The organism is Chloroflexota bacterium (assembly GCA_018648225.1).
GTDB lineage: Bacteria > Chloroflexota > Anaerolineae > Anaerolineales > UBA11858 > NIOZ-UU35.
Genome location: JABGRQ010000112.1, coordinates 16,523 through 32,958 on the forward strand (window position 1 = coordinate 16,523; position 16,436 = coordinate 32,958).

General features: G+C 53.6%; 14 protein-coding genes. 12 read left to right on the forward strand and 2 right to left on the reverse strand.

Annotated elements, in window-relative coordinates; translation table 11 throughout:
- Positions 1 to 23: 23 nt before the first annotated feature.
- Both HN413_11025 and HN413_11030 read right to left on the reverse strand, forming a co-directional pair.
- Complete coding sequence (locus HN413_11025; GenBank protein ID MBT3390928.1) at positions 24 to 461, reverse strand: hypothetical protein; 438 nt, start codon at positions 459 to 461, stop codon at positions 24 to 26.
- A gap of 10 nt (positions 462 to 471) precedes the next feature.
- Positions 472 to 1,164, reverse strand: coding sequence for a DUF1080 domain-containing protein (locus HN413_11030; protein MBT3390929.1), 693 nt, complete (start codon positions 1,162 to 1,164; stop codon positions 472 to 474).
- 463 nt (positions 1,165 to 1,627) lie between these two features.
- Between HN413_11030 and HN413_11035 the strand changes: the two genes are divergently transcribed.
- The 12 genes from HN413_11035 to HN413_11090 all read left to right on the forward strand — a co-directional run bounded on the left by HN413_11035 (position 1,628) and on the right by HN413_11090 (position 16,315).
- Positions 1,628 to 2,755: an acyl-CoA dehydrogenase gene (locus HN413_11035; GenBank protein ID MBT3390930.1), complete on the forward strand. Its 1,128-nt coding sequence runs from the start codon at positions 1,628 to 1,630 to the stop codon at positions 2,753 to 2,755.
- 204 nt (positions 2,756 to 2,959) lie between these two features.
- Complete coding sequence (locus HN413_11040) at positions 2,960 to 5,860, forward strand: hypothetical protein (protein MBT3390931.1); 2,901 nt, start codon at positions 2,960 to 2,962, stop codon at positions 5,858 to 5,860.
- A 75-nt stretch (positions 5,861 to 5,935) separates the two neighbouring features.
- The gene (locus tag HN413_11045) at positions 5,936 to 7,129 is read left to right on the forward strand and encodes a hypothetical protein (protein ID MBT3390932.1); all 1,194 of its coding nucleotides are present in this window, start codon (positions 5,936 to 5,938) and stop codon (positions 7,127 to 7,129) included.
- A 1-nt stretch (position 7,130) separates the two neighbouring features.
- Positions 7,131 to 7,535: a hypothetical protein gene (locus HN413_11050; protein MBT3390933.1), complete on the forward strand. Its 405-nt coding sequence runs from the start codon at positions 7,131 to 7,133 to the stop codon at positions 7,533 to 7,535.
- 212 nt (positions 7,536 to 7,747) lie between these two features.
- Entirely contained in the window at positions 7,748 to 9,298 is a 1,551-nt protein-coding gene (locus HN413_11055; GenBank protein MBT3390934.1) for an acyl-CoA carboxylase subunit beta, read from the forward strand.
- Between the two features lie 6 nt (positions 9,299 to 9,304).
- Positions 9,305 to 10,045 carry an alpha/beta hydrolase gene (locus HN413_11060; GenBank protein MBT3390935.1) on the forward strand — a complete coding sequence of 247 codons (741 nt, stop codon included), beginning with the start codon at positions 9,305 to 9,307 and terminating at the stop codon, positions 10,043 to 10,045.
- A gap of 36 nt (positions 10,046 to 10,081) precedes the next feature.
- Positions 10,082 to 11,596, forward strand: a complete 1,515-nt coding sequence (gene accC / locus HN413_11065; protein ID MBT3390936.1) for an acetyl-CoA carboxylase biotin carboxylase subunit — start codon at positions 10,082 to 10,084, stop codon at positions 11,594 to 11,596.
- A 12-nt stretch (positions 11,597 to 11,608) separates the two neighbouring features.
- Positions 11,609 to 12,106 (forward strand): biotin/lipoyl-binding protein, encoded by a 498-nt coding sequence (locus HN413_11070; GenBank protein MBT3390937.1) that lies wholly within the window; start codon positions 11,609 to 11,611, stop codon positions 12,104 to 12,106.
- A gap of 190 nt (positions 12,107 to 12,296) precedes the next feature.
- Positions 12,297 to 12,851: a bifunctional nuclease family protein gene (locus HN413_11075; GenBank protein MBT3390938.1), complete on the forward strand. Its 555-nt coding sequence runs from the start codon at positions 12,297 to 12,299 to the stop codon at positions 12,849 to 12,851.
- A gap of 83 nt (positions 12,852 to 12,934) precedes the next feature.
- Positions 12,935 to 14,311: a replicative DNA helicase gene (gene dnaB, locus HN413_11080; GenBank protein ID MBT3390939.1), complete on the forward strand. Its 1,377-nt coding sequence runs from the start codon at positions 12,935 to 12,937 to the stop codon at positions 14,309 to 14,311.
- Entirely contained in the window at positions 14,311 to 14,988 is a 678-nt protein-coding gene (locus HN413_11085) for a DnaD domain protein (GenBank protein ID MBT3390940.1), read from the forward strand. Before dnaB ends, HN413_11085 begins: the two co-directional genes overlap by 1 nt.
- A 610-nt stretch (positions 14,989 to 15,598) precedes the next feature.
- Positions 15,599 to 16,315, forward strand: coding sequence for an ATP-binding protein (locus HN413_11090; GenBank protein MBT3390941.1), 717 nt, complete (start codon positions 15,599 to 15,601; stop codon positions 16,313 to 16,315).
- Positions 16,316 to 16,436: the final 121 nt, after the last annotated feature.

The window sequence follows — 16,436 nt, forward strand, 5'->3', positions numbered from 1 at the left end:
CGTTTTGCGTAGGTACTATTAATCTACTCCTGGGGTTCCAGCGTCGATATGTACTGCACCTGCCCCAGCAGCGTATTTTCACCGCTGCGAATTTGCGCCGGAACTTCGAATCCGCTGCCCTGATGGGCAATCGCAATCGTTTGCTGTCCGGCGGGCACGCCCTCCAGGCTGAAGGTGCCATCTTCCAGCGCCTGCCCGCTGATATTTGTGCCCAGTACATAGATTTGTGCGGCGACAGGTTTGCCCTTTTCGTCGGCCACGCTGCCACTGATGCTGCCCGTGCCCGACATGACGGCTGCTGTGCTGCTTTGCAAAAATGACATTGCACCCCATCCCGCGCCAATGACCAGAATAGCGATAACTAACACCCAACGAAAATTGCGCTGTTTTTTATGATCCGGGAGTTTGTCGGGCATTCCATCCTTGAATTGATCCAGTGAGGGCGATCGTTCGAGAGACATAGCATTGCTCCTAAGGATTTGTAATTGTAATATCGTCAAAAGTGGCTCGCGTGCCATCCCAGGTGCGCAGGCCAACCGTGCCTTCTGTGTAGGTGCTGTCGGATGCCGATAATACTTCATCGCCATCGACATACGCTGTAAACGTATCGCCTTCAACCTTGATTTGCACCTGATGATCTTCGCCGTGCCAGTCGTAGCCCGGCGCTTTAACGCGGGCAAATGGGCCTAGCTCATGACCATCAACCCATTTACGGAAGAGGAACGAACCGCCGTCATAACCGGGATCATATTGGAAGATATAGCCTTCGGGTTTATTCAGGTTTTGCGCCCGGAACCATACCCCATAGCCATTGCCCTGCGTTAGATTCGCTTTGTCGATAGAAAGCGTATAATCATCGCCGGTGAAATCTTTGGCGAAAATTGCGCTGTATTTTTCCCCAAAGAGGGAGCCGTCTGAAATGCTGAATTTCCCCCAGGGAACATACCAATTATCCAAATTTTCGAAGCTGTCTGAAAAAAGCGCGCCCGAACAGGTCGAGCCGCCAGTCCCGCCGACGCCGATAACAACATCGCAATAGAGGTCTTGCAGACTGGTTCCTGTGGCTGATAGGGCTGCCATAGCGGCAACGCCCACCAGAACAATGATCAGGGCCACTTCCACCAATCCCTGACCAACTTCATGCGGTTTCGTTTTTTGTCGCATACCCACACTCCTTATATTGGGTTTTGGTAGTGCATTGGCAATAAGTGATGCATCCCATATTTTGTCACTGCGAGTGTTTTTTTGCGAAGCAGTCTTCCAAATTGGGGAGATTGCTCACCTGCACTGCATTCCGGCGCAAGTGTCACCCCTTTGGGGTTCGCAATGACACGTCATTAAAGGACTTTCCGGAGTCTGCTTAGCCATCACCGAAGGCAAAATTACAGTGTCTTTGCAACGCAATAATATTCTGGCCTGTTCAGGTTTTTCTCTCAATGTGCGGTGAAAATTGTATACTACAAGAATAACATAAATTGGACAGATTGTTCAATTCAACCCTTGATTCGGCATCTTTGCAATAACCCGTGCTATAATTTTTTGCATCCCACCTATGCATTATACGAATTTGGAGGACATCCCCATGACCTTTGCTGGCCCCAATTTTTCACTCTCTGACGAACATGAGATGATTCGTGCCGCGGCGCGTGATTTTGCCCAAAAAGAGATTGCCCCGATCGCGGCCGAATTTGATGAAAGCGGCGATTTTCCGCTGGAGACAATCCAAAAAATGGGCGCGATGGGCTTTATGGGCATCGAAATCCCTGAAGAATACGGCGGCGCGGGGATGGATACGCTGGCCTATGTTTTGGCTCTGGAAGAAATCTGCAAAGTCGATGCTTCGCATGGCACGATTATGTCGGTGAATAACTCGTTGTTCAACTACGGCATCTATAAATTTGGCACTGAAGCGCAAAAAGAGCAATTTCTCGCCCCGGTAGCTGCGGGCGAAAAAATTGGCGCCTACTCGCTTACCGAACCGATGTCGGGTTCGGATGCCGCCACCATGCGCAGCCGCGCCGTGCGTGACGGCGACGCGTATATTATCAACGGGCGCAAATCATGGGTCACCAGCGGCCCGGTGGCCGATTTTCTTGTGCTGTTCACGATGACCGCCCCAGAGCAAGGGCACCGCGGCATTACGGCTTTTCTGATTGATGCCAGCCAGCCCGGATATTCGCGTGGTAAAAAAGAACCCAAGCTGGGCATCCGCGCTTCATCAACCAGCGAGATATTATTTGAAGATTATCGCTGCCCGATTGAGCACCGTCTCGGCGAAGAGGGTCAGGGCTTCAAAATTGCCATGACTGTGCTGGATGCCGGACGAATCGGGATTGCCTCGCAAGGATTGGGGATTGCCGAAGCTTCCTATGAGGCCAGTCTCGACTATGTGCGCGAGCGTGAGGCCTTTGGTCAGAAGATCGGCGAATTTCAAGGAATTTCGTTCAAACTGGCCGATATGAAAACCCGCATCGAGGCCTCACGTCTGCTTGTTTATCAGGCCGCGCTTGCCAAACAGAATAGCAAAGCAACCGGCGGACGCTACACCCTCGAAGCGGCGATGGCGAAACTCTTCGCGGCTGAAACGGCCATGTTCTGCGCTCATGCCGCGGTGCAAATTCATGGCGGGATGGGCTACTCCAAAGAATACCCCGTAGAACGCTATTTCCGCGACGCCAAGATCACCGAAATCTACGAGGGCACCAGCGAAATTCAGCGCCTGGTGATCGCGCGCATGGAAACCGGCTTGCGTTAGTCAAAAGCCACTTTCTAAGGCACAGCCGAAGCATCCAGCGAAGCGCCTGCGCTGTGCTAGACCCTTCGCTATCGCTCACATCGTCCCGATGTCCTTCGGGAGGGTGACAAACAATATTTCTGCACACTTTCGCCCGACGAGTTAAAAACTGCGCGGCTTTATGTTGAAATCTCTCCCATTATGTCTCTGATGTGAATACTGTTTATGGAAAATTTATCTCTCTCGATGCTCTTACTACCCCTCGCCACGCTCTCCATCGTCTGGATGGGGATGTTGGCGGGCCGCCTGCGAGGCTGGCGCGCCCCCGATGAACAGGATCAGCCCGGAGCAAGTCCCGAACAACCTGCCCCATCGGTGTGGTATCAACGCCTCTGGAGCCAATCCTGGAGCCGCTGGCTGGCGCTGATCGGGCTTGCCGGAATTCTCTATTTTATCTTTTTCGCACCGCCGCGCATCGGCGGCAGCGTCCACATTACCCCAAATCAATCGGGGCGGCCGTTTTATAACTTCCATTGGCAGCAAGAATATATCAGCAAAAATCCCGATCAGATTGGCCTGGCGATTTCGCTGGGCGGCAGTTTGTTGAGCTTGCTGGCGCTCACCAGCGGCCTGTGGCAGCGGCGGCGCGAAACCGTGCAGGCCGCCTTGCTGCTGGCCGGGCTGACGCTGGCCGCGCTGGGCCAGTGGCTGCTGGGGATCGATATGCTGCCGGTGGGGGCGGTCTATTATGGTTTGGCCGCGCTGGCGCTGATCCATTGGCTGATTTCAGCGCGCCAACGCCTGCGCGTCGACCTGAGCGAGCGCCCGGCGTGGCTGCCCGCAAATGAAATTTGGCTGCTGGTGGCATTGGTGGCGCTGGCTGCTTTTGCGCGTTTTTACGTTCTGCGCTCAATACCCTACGGTGTGGAGGGGGACGAATCGAAGTGGATATTTGAAGTTGTCGAGTTGATGATCGATGGCGAAGCTGAATCGAGCGGGGAATACCATCGCGATGCCCTGCCGGGCAGTTTTTATATGCAAGCCCCGTTCCAACGCGCCGCGGTGGGTATTTTCTCGGCGCGTGTAGCGGTAGTGCTGTATAGTATTCTGGGCACGCTGGCCTTCTACTGGCTGCTACGGCAGATCGCTCCGCTGCCACTGGCCGCGCTGGGTACGTTTTTTCTAAGCATTTCGGTGATGGATATTAGCGCCAGTCGTCTGGCGAATGTCGAGAGCCATGTCAAACTCTGGCCGATTCTGGCGCTGGCCTTACTGGCGTTGGCCTTGCAGCGCGGCCGCTGGCAATTATTTGCCCTCAGCGGTCTGGCGCTGGCAGCTGGTTTGCTGACGTATGATACCGTGTTGCCGGTGTTCGGCGTGATGCTGTTGGCGTTGGTGATCGAATTCTTCGCCGGGCGTGTGGCGCTGAAAAAAGCGTTGCAAAACCTGGCCGCATTTTTGTTGCCGCCGCTGCTCACGCTGCCGTTACTGTTACCCTATTTCAACAGTCGTCTGAGATATTATCAAATTGAAGAAAAAGGCTGGAACGAAGGCTGGTGGCCGACTTTATGGGAAAATCTCGGCCAGGTGGTGCAAAGCTGGTTTGTTGATACGCGCTTTGATTTCATCTACAACCGCCAGGGGCCAATCCTCAACGCAGTGCTGCTGCCGCTTTTCTTCGTGGGGATCATTTTCGCCTTCGGCACGCTGCGCCAGCGTGTTTCACGGTGGGCTTTGTTGTGGATGATTTTACTGCTGATTCCGGTACCGGTGCTGACAGCTTCGCCCTTTGGGCGGGTTTACTATCCGGGATTGCCTGCCGTCTACGCATTGATTGCGTTGGGGGGATACGTTCTGGTCCGCGAGCTGGCGCGCCTGCTCAAGCCGAATCTCAGCCCCCTGGGCCTGATTCTCGTCATCGCCTTTTTGGGCTGGTTGCCGTTTTATAATGCCTATCTCTACTTCAATGGGGTTGGCGATCCTGCTGACAGGCAGATCCGCCGCGAAATTGGCGAGTTTGCCCTCGATGCCGCACAGGATGGCGCGCATCTTTATTTGCCCTACTGGCCGATCGCCAATGATCCGCTTTTCATCGAATGGCAGATCGCCGAATTGTATCTGCATCAGGAATTGGCTGCCGATGAAATCGCCGCCGCTTACGAGCAAGTTCCGCTGGATGATTTTTTGCCCCGTCTCGCAGCCGATGCCGCCGCCTGGCCCGCGGTGGATATTCTCATTGATACGCAAACTTCCACCCAGCGTGACGCCTGGGATGCCATGCGCGCCACGCTCTTGAACTGCTATCCCGGCGGTGTTCTCACTAAAGGGCATCTTTTCGAGCGTTACCATCTTGAAGTCGCGCAACTTGTCAGCCCGGCCTGCACCCCTGTGCGTTTGCAACTCGCCCAGGGCATTGAAGCCGAAGATGCCGATCCCAGCGCCCTGCCCTGGAATCTCAGCAACGGGAGCGTGGATTCATTGCGCGTTGTCTGTGAGCAAGAACCCCAAAACCTGCTCTGGGTTGAAGGCGAAGATATGACCCTCGGCCCCGGCTGGGCGCGTGATGTGGCCTTTGTCGAAGGCTGGCAGGGCAGCGGTTATCTGGTCGATAACTATGGCAGCCAGGCGGCTACGTATCACACCGAATTCGCCGCGGGCGAAGCGGTGTATGTGTGGGTGCGCTCCTATAAGCGCGTCGCCGATAATGCCCCGGCGCAAATGTCGCTGGATTCGCAGCAATTAATATTTGCCGATAGCGCGCAAACGGCGCTCAACAAGTGGGTTTGGGAGCGTCTTGGCCCCTATGAAACCTCCAGCGAGATGCAAGATTGGCGCATTGAACGCCCTTACGATGCACCGCCCCCCGAATTTATTGCCCTGTTTATTGATAATGTGGTCTTTACCAGCGACTCCAATTTTTCGCCTCTGGGTGAGAGCGGGCGCAGTGTTGTGCATGATGCCATCTACGAATTTGAAACCGCTGCATCTGAAGGCTATTTGCAGATCAATCTCCCGGCAGGGCGTTACTTCTGCCGCGTGGGGCTTGATGGTGGAGCGCAATTCACCAATGCCTACGGCAACCCCGAAGTCTGGTCGAATAGTGTTGAATTGAATCTGGAACCGTGATGGGCAAGACATCTGGGGACAACTCCGGCGATTCCCAAAGAGCTATTTAAAACCATCCCAAGAAAAATAGGTGTCATGATGAAAAAATATTGGTTTGTACTCATATTGGTTTTATTGATTTCGTTGGCTTGTACCCTCAGCGCGTCAGCGCCGGAAGCGGCTGTGCCAACTGACGCGCCTGCCGGGCCGTTGCCCTCGGATACACCGCAAGCCATCGAGCCGTTGCCTTCGGCCACGCCGACCCCTACGGATGTAGCTCCGCCACCACCAGCGGAACCCGCCGCGATCCCCGCGTCGCCCGTCCTGACTTCCGTGCCAGAGTCTGTGGCCTATGATTTTGTTGCCCATGTCTGCGATGCCGAATGGGCTAACAGTATCAACTATATTACGCCGTGTCCCAGCAATCTGGATGAAATCGAGCAAGGTTATTTCACCAATACGCATTTAGCCTTTGCCGAGAGTAATACCGCGCTCGAAGTTCCGGCGCTGATTGTGCTGCCGCAACAAGGTGGCGGGGGGACAGCGATTTTTGGTATGTATCCGCTATTTGAAGTTTGGCCCGGCGACCAGTTCCGCGCCGCGCTGGCCTGCCAGGGTGATGCTGCCTGCAACGTGAAATATGCCCTGGAGTATTTTGACGCCGCGGGCAAGTATCATGCTGGATCGTGGGAGTGGGCGCATCAGGCTGGTGATGGTGTCGTTAATATTGCTGTTGATCTCAGCGCGCTGGCCGGGCAATCGGTGCGTTTTGTACTGGCCGTGCGTGATGCCGATGGAAACCCCGCCGATGATTTTTCGCTGTGGATAACACCGCAGATTTACCGCGCCCCCGGAGCGCAGCCGCCTGCCGCCGGAGAAGACCAGAATCCCGGCATGATTTCGGGCTGGGTGAATATGGCCGACGCGCCGCCCTATATGACTGAAGCGGGCACAGGCGCAGAGAGTATGCGGGTTACGGTGGTCTTTTTCAATCTGGATGACGATACATATTGGTGGATGCATACAACGCCTACCCGCCATCCTAATTTTCAAATGATCCTGCCGCCGGGTAATTATCATGTCGTCGCCTATGGTCAGGGGGTGGATATTACGCCCTATGTCAGCGCGGCCTACACCGGAAAATGGCCGCTCTCTTGCGATCAGGATTTGCAAGTCGTTACCGTCGTATCTGACGAAACCGTTGAAGATATTGTCATCGCCGACTGGAACTGGATTTGCGGCGGCGACGCCTATCGCTCGCCAAAACCTGCCGATGTTCCCTTACCGTAAAATGTCAAGACGCCCATTTTCCGTAACCCTGCTTGCCCTGCTGGTGTTAAGCTTTTCGGTTTTAAATATATATGGTTTTTTTTGGGCGCAACGGCAGCGCGATTTCTTGCAAGCCTTGCCGCTAGCGGTGCCAGTCTGGTATCTGCTATTGCGAACGTCTTTTTGGGGGATCGTGGGTGTAGCCATATTTTGGGGTTTGTGGCGCGGCCAAAGCTGGGTTTGGCTTGGCGCGCAGATTGGTTTTGCAGGATTCGCGCTACACTACTGGTTGGATGCTCTGTTGTTAGCGCGCACCCCCGCGCTGGGCTGGCGTGCGCCTTTCGAGTGGATTGCCACCCTAATGGGGTTGGCCTGTGCCTTTTATGTTTTATACAGCCCCCGCGGGCGCATGTTTTTTAGTAAATGAAACCTGTGGGTGACTGGTTTATGTTTCAATGGTAGAAGGCGAAAGCTTTATTCATCATTTTTTGTAACTACTCAGCCTCGAACAGAAAGAGGCCGAAAAAAAGGGGTGTGCGTGGGGGCGTACGCCCCCACGCACACCCCTTTTTTCGGAATTCTCCCTGCGAAGGCGTTAGCCTGAGTAGTTACCATTTTTTTATTCTTTGGGAGTACTGCATGTCAGATAATCCAAAAACTCAACGTTTGCGTGAACTCAAAGCCCAGGCACGTTTGGGCGGTGGGGAAAAACGCATCGAGCAGCAGCATAAAAAAGGCCGCCTGACGGCGTGCGAGCGCATTGATCTTTTTCTGGATAAAGGCTCTTTTCGCGAAGTCGATGCCTTTGTCACGCACCGTACCAGCGATTTTGGCCTTGATAACAATAAAATTCTCGCCGACAGCGTCGTCACCGGCTGGGGCACGATCAATAACCGGCTGGTATATGTTTTTGCGCAAGACTTTACTGTTTTCGGCGGCAGCCTGGGCGAAGTTCATGCGGAGAAAATTGTCAAAATCATGGATATGGCAATGAAAAGCGGCGCGCCGGTGATTGGCCTGAATGACTCCGGTGGGGCGCGTATTCAAGAGGGTGTGGTCTCCCTGGGGGGCTATGCCGATATTTTCTTGCGCAATACGCTGGCCTCAGGCGTTATCCCGCAGATTAGCGTGATTATGGGACCATGTGCTGGCGGGGCAGTCTATTCCCCGGCGCTGACTGATTTCATCTTCATGGTACGCGGTTCATCCTATATGTTCATCACCGGCCCTAATGTGGTCAAAACCGTGACGCATGAAGAAGTCACCTTCGAAGAGTTGGGCGGTGCCGATGTGCATGCCGAAACCTCGGGCGTGTGCCACCTGGCCGCCGATAGCGAAGCTGACGCGCTCTTTTTGGTGCGCGAGCTGCTCAGTTATTTGCCCCAAAACAATATGGAAGACGCGCCATTTGTCCCCACGCAAGATGATCCTCTGCGCCGCGAAGCCGAACTTGATAGCATTATTCCCGATGATCCCAGTAAACCTTATGACATCAAGGAAGTCATCAACCTGATAGTTGATGATCGCAAGTTCTTTGAAACCCAACCGGGTTACGCCCCTAATATTGTGGTCGGCTTTGCGCGTTTGGGTGGGCACAGCATTGGCATTGTGGCCAATCAGCCCGCGCATCTGGCTGGCGTGTTGGATATTGATTCTTCGGAGAAAGCGGCGCGTTTTGTGCGTTTCTGCGATTCGTTCAATATCCCCATTCTGACCTTTGTGGATGTGCCCGGCTTCTTGCCCGGCACCGATCAGGAACATAGCGGCATCATTCGCTCAGGAGCCAAATTGCTATATGCCTACTGCGAGGCCACGGTTCCCAAGTTAACACTGATTACGCGTAAAGCCTACGGCGGCGCCTATGATGTTATGAGTAGCAAACATATCCGCGGCGATGTGAACCTGGCCTGGCCCAGCGCCGAGCTGGCTGTGATGGGGCCGGAGGGTGCCGTAGAAATTATCTTCCGTAAAGAACTCGCCGAAGCCGAAGACCCGGTTGCTCGCAAAGCTGAATTGGTGGCTGATTATCGCGAAAAATTTGCTAACCCGTATGTCGCCGCCTCACGCGGCTATATTGACGATGTCATCGAGCCTAGCGATTCGCGCCCGCGCCTGATCAACGCCCTGGAGATGCTGGCGAATAAGCGCGATACCAATCCGCCTAAGAAGCACGGGTGTATTCCGCTGTAGCGTTGTTTGGCTATGCTCATCAACGACCACAATCTCCATATTGAAACACATGGCCCAGTAGATGGGCTGCCTGTGGTGTTACTGCATCATGGGCTGGGGTCAGTGCGAGCCTGGCGGAATCAGATTCCTGTGTTGGCGGCAGCGGGTTATCGCGTGGTTGCCTACGACCGTTGGGGCTATGGGCAATCGGATGCCCGGACGCATCTCGACGCCCCGGGTTTTAAGACAGATTTGGCCGATTTACAGGTGATACTTTCAACTTTCAACGTGCAACCTGTAACCCTCATCGGTCACAGCGATGGCGGCACAATTGCGCTCTACTATGCGGCGCAAAACCCTGAGAGCGTGGCCGCTCTGGTCACAATGGCCGCACATATTTATCTGGAGCCGAAAATGGAACCGGGTATTCAGGGCATCCGACATAATTTTGAGCACGATGCGCGTTTTCGTAAGGGAATGCAGCTTGTCCACGGCGACAAATACGAAACCGTTTTCTGGAACTGGTTCAACGGCTGGCATACCCCGGCGGCGGCGGATTGGGATATGCGTTCGCAATTGGCCGCAATTCGTTGCCCGGCCCTGATTATCCAGGGCGAGAACGATGAGCACGCTACCCCGCAACATGCCCGCGATATTGCCAGCGCAATTCCCGGCGCGCAACTCTGGTTGGCACCGCGCGCCAATCATATGCTGCCACAAGAAAGGGCAGTGCCTTTTAATGAGCGATTATTGGAATTTTTGGGATGAAGGTGATGATCTGATCACGCCCTCCCTGGAGGCATTATGTTCAACAAAGTATTAATAGCCAATCGTGGCGAGATTGCCGTGCGCATTATTCGAGCCTGCCGCGAGCTGGGCATTGAAACCGTGGCGGTATACTCCGAAGCCGATCGCCATGCGCTGCATGTGCGCCTTGCGAGTGAAGCTTATTTGCTGGGGCCAGCGCCTTCGCGCGAATCGTATTTGCGCGGCGATAAAATCATTGAGATCGCTACACAAAGCGGCGCGGGCGCGATTCATCCCGGTTATGGCTTTTTGGCCGAGCGTGCCGATTTTGCCCAGGCTGTGCTGGATGCGGGATTGGCCTTTATTGGTCCCAAACCTTCAGCGATTGCCGCCATGGGCGATAAGGGCATTGCGCGGGCCACGGTGTCTGCGGCGGGTGTTCCGGTGGTGCCCGGCACCGAGGGAGATGGCGCGTTGAGTGATGCCGATCTGCTAAAGCTCGCCCCGGAGATTGGCTTTCCCCTGTTGGTCAAGGCGACCGCCGGGGGCGGTGGCAAGGGGATGCGCGAAGTCCATAATTTGCAGGAGATGCCCGTTTTGCTGCAATCCGCCCGGAGGGAGGCCGAATCCGCCTTTGGGGATGGCAATGTCTATCTGGAGAAACTCGTCGAGGGGGCGCGTCACATCGAAATTCAGATTTTAGCCGATGAACACGGCAATGTGGTTCATCTGGGCGAACGCGAGTGTTCACTGCAACGGCGTCATCAAAAATTATTTGAAGAATCGCCTTCGCCGTTTATTGGCGATGACGAAGAGCTGCGCCAGCGCATGGGGCAGGTGGCCGTGCGGGCAGCGCAAGCCGTGGATTATGTCAACGCCGGGACGATTGAATTTTTGGTAGACCGCGATCGAAATTTCTTTTTTCTGGAGATGAACACGCGTTTGCAGGTAGAACACCCGATTACCGAGGCTGTCACCGGGGTGGATATTGTTAAAGAGCAAATTCGCATTGCCCGCGGGCGCACGCTGAGTTTTACCCAGGCCGACGTGCAGATGAATGGCTGGGCGCTGGAATGCCGCGTGAACGCTGAAGACCCATATAGCAACTTTATGCCTTCGACGGGCAAAATATCGCACTTGCTGCTGCCCACCGGCCCTGGCGTGCGGGTAGATACGGGCGTTTTTCCCGGCTCTGAAATTTCACCGTATTATGATTCGCTGATTTCCAAGCTGATTGTTTTTGGGCAGACGCGCGCCGAAGCCATTTTGCGCATGCGCCGCGCGCTTGAGGAGTATAAAATCGTCGGCGTACGCACAAATATTCCCTTCCACCAAAAATTGATGGACTCGCACCGCTTTATGGCCGGTCAATTTGACACTCAGTTTGTCGAGAAGCATTTTGATATGGAGACATCCGGGCGGGCGAGAAAGCCGCTCCCTGAAATTGCAGCTATATTTGCAACATTGGTTGCGCATCAAGATACCGAGCGTTCAACGCATGTTATTCAGCGCAACGAGCGCGATACCAGCAACTGGAAATGGGTAGGGCGCTGGGAGCGCCTCCACCGCTAAAGAGGCCTGAAGATGAAATATATTACGACGATTAATGACCATGAATATATCGTTGAAATTCTGGATGAGCGCCGTGTAGTCGTGGATGGTGTTTGCTATGCGGTGGATTTTGAATCGGTTAGCGGACAACCGGTTTTCTCGCTTCTGGTGGATGGCAAGTCCTATGAGGCTTATATTTACGAAAGTGATGAGGCCCTGGAAGTTCTCTTGCGGGGCGCGCTGTATTCGGCTGCTGTAGTAGATGAGCGCGAACATCGCTTGCGCTCGGCGTTTGGCAGCGGCCCAGCCCAAAGCGGGGAGTATTACCTCAAAGCGCCGATGCCCGGTTTGGTGATTGATATTCCTGTAACCGATGGGCAAGAAATTGCTGAGGGGGATGTGCTGTTGATTCTCGAATCGATGAAAATGCAGAACGAACTCAAAGCGCCGCGTGCTGGTGTCATTTCGCGTATCAAGGTTGCGGTGGGTGAGAGCGTGGAGCGTCGGCAGACGTTATTGAGTGTCGTCTAAGTTGCATCCCATCTTACGGCATGATAGAATAATTTCAACCAAATTTCCTGACCCAGCATTATAAAATCCCCGGGTTTCCTCAAGGAAATTCGCCTTCTACCTGACATGTTAAGTTTTGGTAGGCTGCAACGAATGTTTTTGTTGTGATCTGGCGAACCGAAATTAAAGCACACCATTAATGGAAAATCCTATGCCCGAAATGGTTGAAGTTATTATCGATAGTATTCGTGTCAGCTTGCTCAATCAGCAGCGCATCGTTATTTTGCGTGAGCTAGATGTTGAGCGGTATCTTGCCATCTGGATTGGCATCTACGAGGCCGAGCACCTGACGATGGCCCTGCAAGATGTGGCGGCATCGCGCCCATTGACTTACGATCTGATGATAAAGATGGTCAAGGAACTAGATGCCAGTATTGCCCGTGTGGAAGTCGTTGCCCTGCGCGATGAAACATTCTATGGCAATATTGTACTCCGTCTCCATGACCAGGAAATGAATATCGATGCCCGTCCCTCCGATGCCATGAACCTGGCGATTCGCAGCGGCGTGCCGATTTATGTGGCGCTTGAAGTCATGGAGAGCGCTGGCATCACCCCGGAAGAAGATGCCGTTGCAATGGACGCGGCTGATGCCGATATTGTGGCTGAATCTGCCGATGAAAAAGATGATGAACGCCTTTCGATCTTCGAAGATTTCCTCGACAAGTTAAACCTTGATGATACCGAGGACGAAAGCCCCGAAAACTAAATTTCCACCAAACTAAAAAACAGGGGTGTATGAGGTGCAAAGCGCCCCATGCACCCCTGTTTTTTTCAGGTAAAATCTAGCTTATGAGTATTCAGCCAACCTATGAACCTGAACCAGGCTCCGGATTAAAAGTTGTTCCCCAGAGCCGCGAAGCCGAAGAAGCCGTCATTGGGTCAATTTTAATTAACCCCGATGCTTATTTCGATGTGGCTGAATTTTTGCTGCCCGATGATTTTTATATCCATCGTCATCGCTGGATTTGGGAAGCCTTCTCGCGCTTGCAGCAGAACCGCATCCCGATTGATTCGCTGACCGTTATCGAAGACTTGGATCAGCAGGGTAAACTGGCCGAAATTGGCGGCCCGGCTTTTATCACCGCGCTGATTAATAGCGTACCTTCATCCTTGCATGCCACCGCGTATGCCCACATTGTTGAAGAAACCGCCGTGCGTCGCCGCATGTTGGAAGCTGCCAACAAGATCGCTACGCTGGCCTATGAGGAAGATACCCACCTCGATGCGGTGATGGATGATGCCGAGAAAGCTGTTTTCGGTGTGAGTGAACGCCGCCTGACCCGCGATCTGGCACCGATTCAGCAAGTGCTGAGCGAGTTCTACGATCATATTGGCGAATTGGCCGCCAAAGACGAAGAGATCAGCGGGGTGCCGACGGGCTTCATTGACCTCGATCATCTCCTCAATGGTCTGCAACCCTCCGATTTGCTCATCGTGGCCGGGAGGCCGGGCATGGGCAAAACCGGCTTCGCCCTCTCTGTTGCCAAGAACGCCGCCCTGATCCATAAAAAGCATGTTGCCGTTTTCTCGCTGGAAATGGGTAACGATCAGCTTGTGCAGCGTCTTTTGTCACAAGAGACCGCCATCGATTCGCAGCGCCTGCGTACCGGCAAACTTGAAAAAGACGAGTGGAGCACACTCACCCATGCGATTGAAGTGCTCAGCGGAACAAAGATTTTCCTCGATGACACGCCGGGCATCACCCCCATGCAATTGCGCACCAAATGCCGCCGCCTGCATTTGGAGTATCGCCTCGATTTGATAATTATTGATTATTTGCAGCTTATGGCGGGCGATAATCGCACCGAGAACCGCGTGCAAGAAGTCTCGTATATCTCGCGGCAGCTCAAGGTGCTGGCGCGTGAATTACAAGTGCCTGTGCTGGCCGCGGCGCAGCTCTCGCGTGCGGTAGAACAACGCTCTGACAAGCATCCCGTACTCTCCGATTTGCGCGAATCCGGGTCGTTGGAGCAAGATGCCGACATCGTTATGTTTATCTATCGCCCCGATGTTTACGAGGAAGATACCGAATTGCAAAACGTGGCCGAAGTAATTGTCGCCAAACATCGAAATGGCCCTACGGGCAGCGTGCAGTTGATCTTCCGTAAGAATTTGGCGAAATTCGAGAACGCCGTCACGCGTTTGCACGACCTCAAAGAAATGTAATGACGACTTTCAAAGGCTTTTCTGCCGGGCCGGTCACACCCCTCCCCGATGTTTTCTTTGGCGAATTATTGCCGCAGATCAATCATCTGGGGGAGTTGAAAGTGACGCTATATGCTCTGTGGAAGTTGGACCATTCCGAGGAAGATTTCCCCTATTTGCGGGAATCTGACTTTGCAGCGGATGAGCGTTTTTCCTCGGGGTTGGCTGCCACGCCCGAGGATATTGAGTCAACTCTGAGCGAGTCTCTGAAACGCGCACTTGAACGTGGCACGCTCCTCGGGGTGGATTCATCCGAGGGAGAACGGCTTTATTTCCTCAATTCCCCCAAAGGCCGCGCCGCCGTCGCCGCCATCCGCCGCGGAGATTGGCAGCCCCAAAAAAGTTACCGCGCTGACACCGTATTGGCCGCTGAGCGCCCCAATATCTACCAGCTTTATGAGAGAAATGTCGGCGTGCTGACCCCTATGCTGGCCGAGAGTCTGAAAGATGCCGAAGACGAATATCCGTCGGAATGGATTGAAGAAGCCATCCGGATTGCCGTAGAAAAAAATGTGCGCAACTGGCGTTATATTGAGGCCATTTTGCGCCGCTGGCAAGAGAGAGGTTATGATGTCCGAAAAGATCGACGAGACATTGAAGAAAGCCGCCAGGAATATTCCAACTGGGAAGATGACTGAAGCCCAGCCAGAATATCGGTTGCACGATTTGCCAGGTGAGCCGGATTGTCCGGTTTGCAGCGGTGTTGGCTATTTGCAGCAAGATTTTCCGGTAGGACATCCTGAATTTGGCAAACTGCGCATCTGCGATTGCCGGCAGGCGCGGATGAATCGGCGCGCCCACAGCCGTCTTTTTGCCATGAGCAATCTGGATGAGTTGACACATCTAACGTTTGAGAACTTTAAACCCCACGGTCGGATTGGTATGGGTGCCATTGAAGCGCAGTCATTGGAAGCAGCTTTTGAATCGGCACAGCGTTTCGCACATAAGATGGATGGATGGCTGGTGCTGCAAGGCGGTTATGGCTGCGGAAAAACACATCTGGCAGCCGCCATTGCCAATTTTGTTGTGGAATTGGATATTCCCACGCTGTTCATAACCGTGCCCGATTTACTGGACTCCTTGCGGTTTTCCTATGATGATCCCGAAGCGACCTTCGAGCAACGTTTCGATGAAATTCGTAATATTCCGCTGCTAATCATGGATGATTTTGGCACGCAAAACGCCACCAATTGGGCGCAGGAAAAATTATTCCAGATTATTAATTACCGTTATATTAACAAATTACCGATGGTAGTTACCACCAACCTGTTGCTGGCCGACATTGAAGCGCGCATACTCTCGCGCCTGAGCGATTCCGAATATGTTCGCACGCTGCGAATTCTCTCTCCTGATTATCGCCGCCCTTCACACGATTCGTCCGGCCCGCTAGAAAATTTGCACAAATTTACCTTCGAAACTTTTGAACTGCGTGCCGCGGAGAATTTGCAAGCCAGCGAGACGCAGGGCTTGCAGAAAGCACTGAAAGAAGCGCGCGAATTCGCCGAAGACCCGGACGGCTGGCTGGTGCTGACGGGGCCATTTGGCTGCGGGAAAACGCACCTGGCAGCCGCAATTGCCAACTATCAGGCCGAAAAAGGGTATCATTTGCCCATGTTCGTGGTCGTACCTGATCTGATGGATCATTTGCGGGCAACGTTTGGGCCGCGCAGCACCGTCAGCCTGGATCGCCGTTTTGAGGAAGTGCGCAAAGCGCCGTTGCTGATTCTGGATGACCTGGGCACATTGAATATGACTCCCTGGGCGCGGGAAAAATTGTATCAACTTTTCAATTATCGCTACTACGCTGAGATGCCAACTGTAATTACGACTCCTGAACTAAAAGATGAAATGGATCCCCGTTTGCTCAGCCGGATGAAAGACACTCGTTTGTGTACCATCTGCGCCATTACCGTGCCTTCGTACCGCGGCACAGGCGGACAGGGCAAACGCAAAAAGCGACGTTAGTACCGACAAAAAAAGAAGCGGTTTGCACAACCGCTTCTTTTTTTGTCGATTGTTTTTATGAATAAGATGATATTGGACTTTGTACAACCGAAACAAACACGGAAAAATCCGAGAGTGTGAT

Excerpts from the sequence above, each read along its gene's own strand:
- HN413_11050 (MBT3390933.1), top strand. The coding sequence starts at position 7,131 with ATGTCAAGACGCCCATTTTCCGTAACCCTGCTTGCCCTGCTGGTGTTA.
- HN413_11025 (MBT3390928.1), bottom strand. The coding sequence starts at position 461 with ATGTCTCTCGAACGATCGCCCTCACTGGATCAATTCAAGGATGGAATG.
- HN413_11090 (MBT3390941.1), top strand. The coding sequence starts at position 15,599 with ATGGTAGTTACCACCAACCTGTTGCTGGCCGACATTGAAGCGCGCATA.
- HN413_11040 (MBT3390931.1), top strand. The coding sequence starts at position 2,960 with ATGGAAAATTTATCTCTCTCGATGCTCTTACTACCCCTCGCCACGCTC.
- dnaB (MBT3390939.1), top strand. The coding sequence starts at position 12,935 with ATGAGTATTCAGCCAACCTATGAACCTGAACCAGGCTCCGGATTAAAA.
- HN413_11075 (MBT3390938.1), top strand. The coding sequence starts at position 12,297 with ATGCCCGAAATGGTTGAAGTTATTATCGATAGTATTCGTGTCAGCTTG.
- HN413_11030 (MBT3390929.1), bottom strand. The coding sequence starts at position 1,164 with ATGCGACAAAAAACGAAACCGCATGAAGTTGGTCAGGGATTGGTGGAA.
- HN413_11045 (MBT3390932.1), top strand. The coding sequence starts at position 5,936 with ATGATGAAAAAATATTGGTTTGTACTCATATTGGTTTTATTGATTTCG.
- HN413_11035 (MBT3390930.1), top strand. The coding sequence starts at position 1,628 with ATGATTCGTGCCGCGGCGCGTGATTTTGCCCAAAAAGAGATTGCCCCG.
- HN413_11070 (MBT3390937.1), top strand. The coding sequence starts at position 11,609 with ATGAAATATATTACGACGATTAATGACCATGAATATATCGTTGAAATT.
- HN413_11055 (MBT3390934.1), top strand. The coding sequence starts at position 7,748 with ATGTCAGATAATCCAAAAACTCAACGTTTGCGTGAACTCAAAGCCCAG.
- accC (MBT3390936.1), top strand. The coding sequence starts at position 10,082 with ATGTTCAACAAAGTATTAATAGCCAATCGTGGCGAGATTGCCGTGCGC.
- HN413_11085 (MBT3390940.1), top strand. The coding sequence starts at position 14,311 with ATGACGACTTTCAAAGGCTTTTCTGCCGGGCCGGTCACACCCCTCCCC.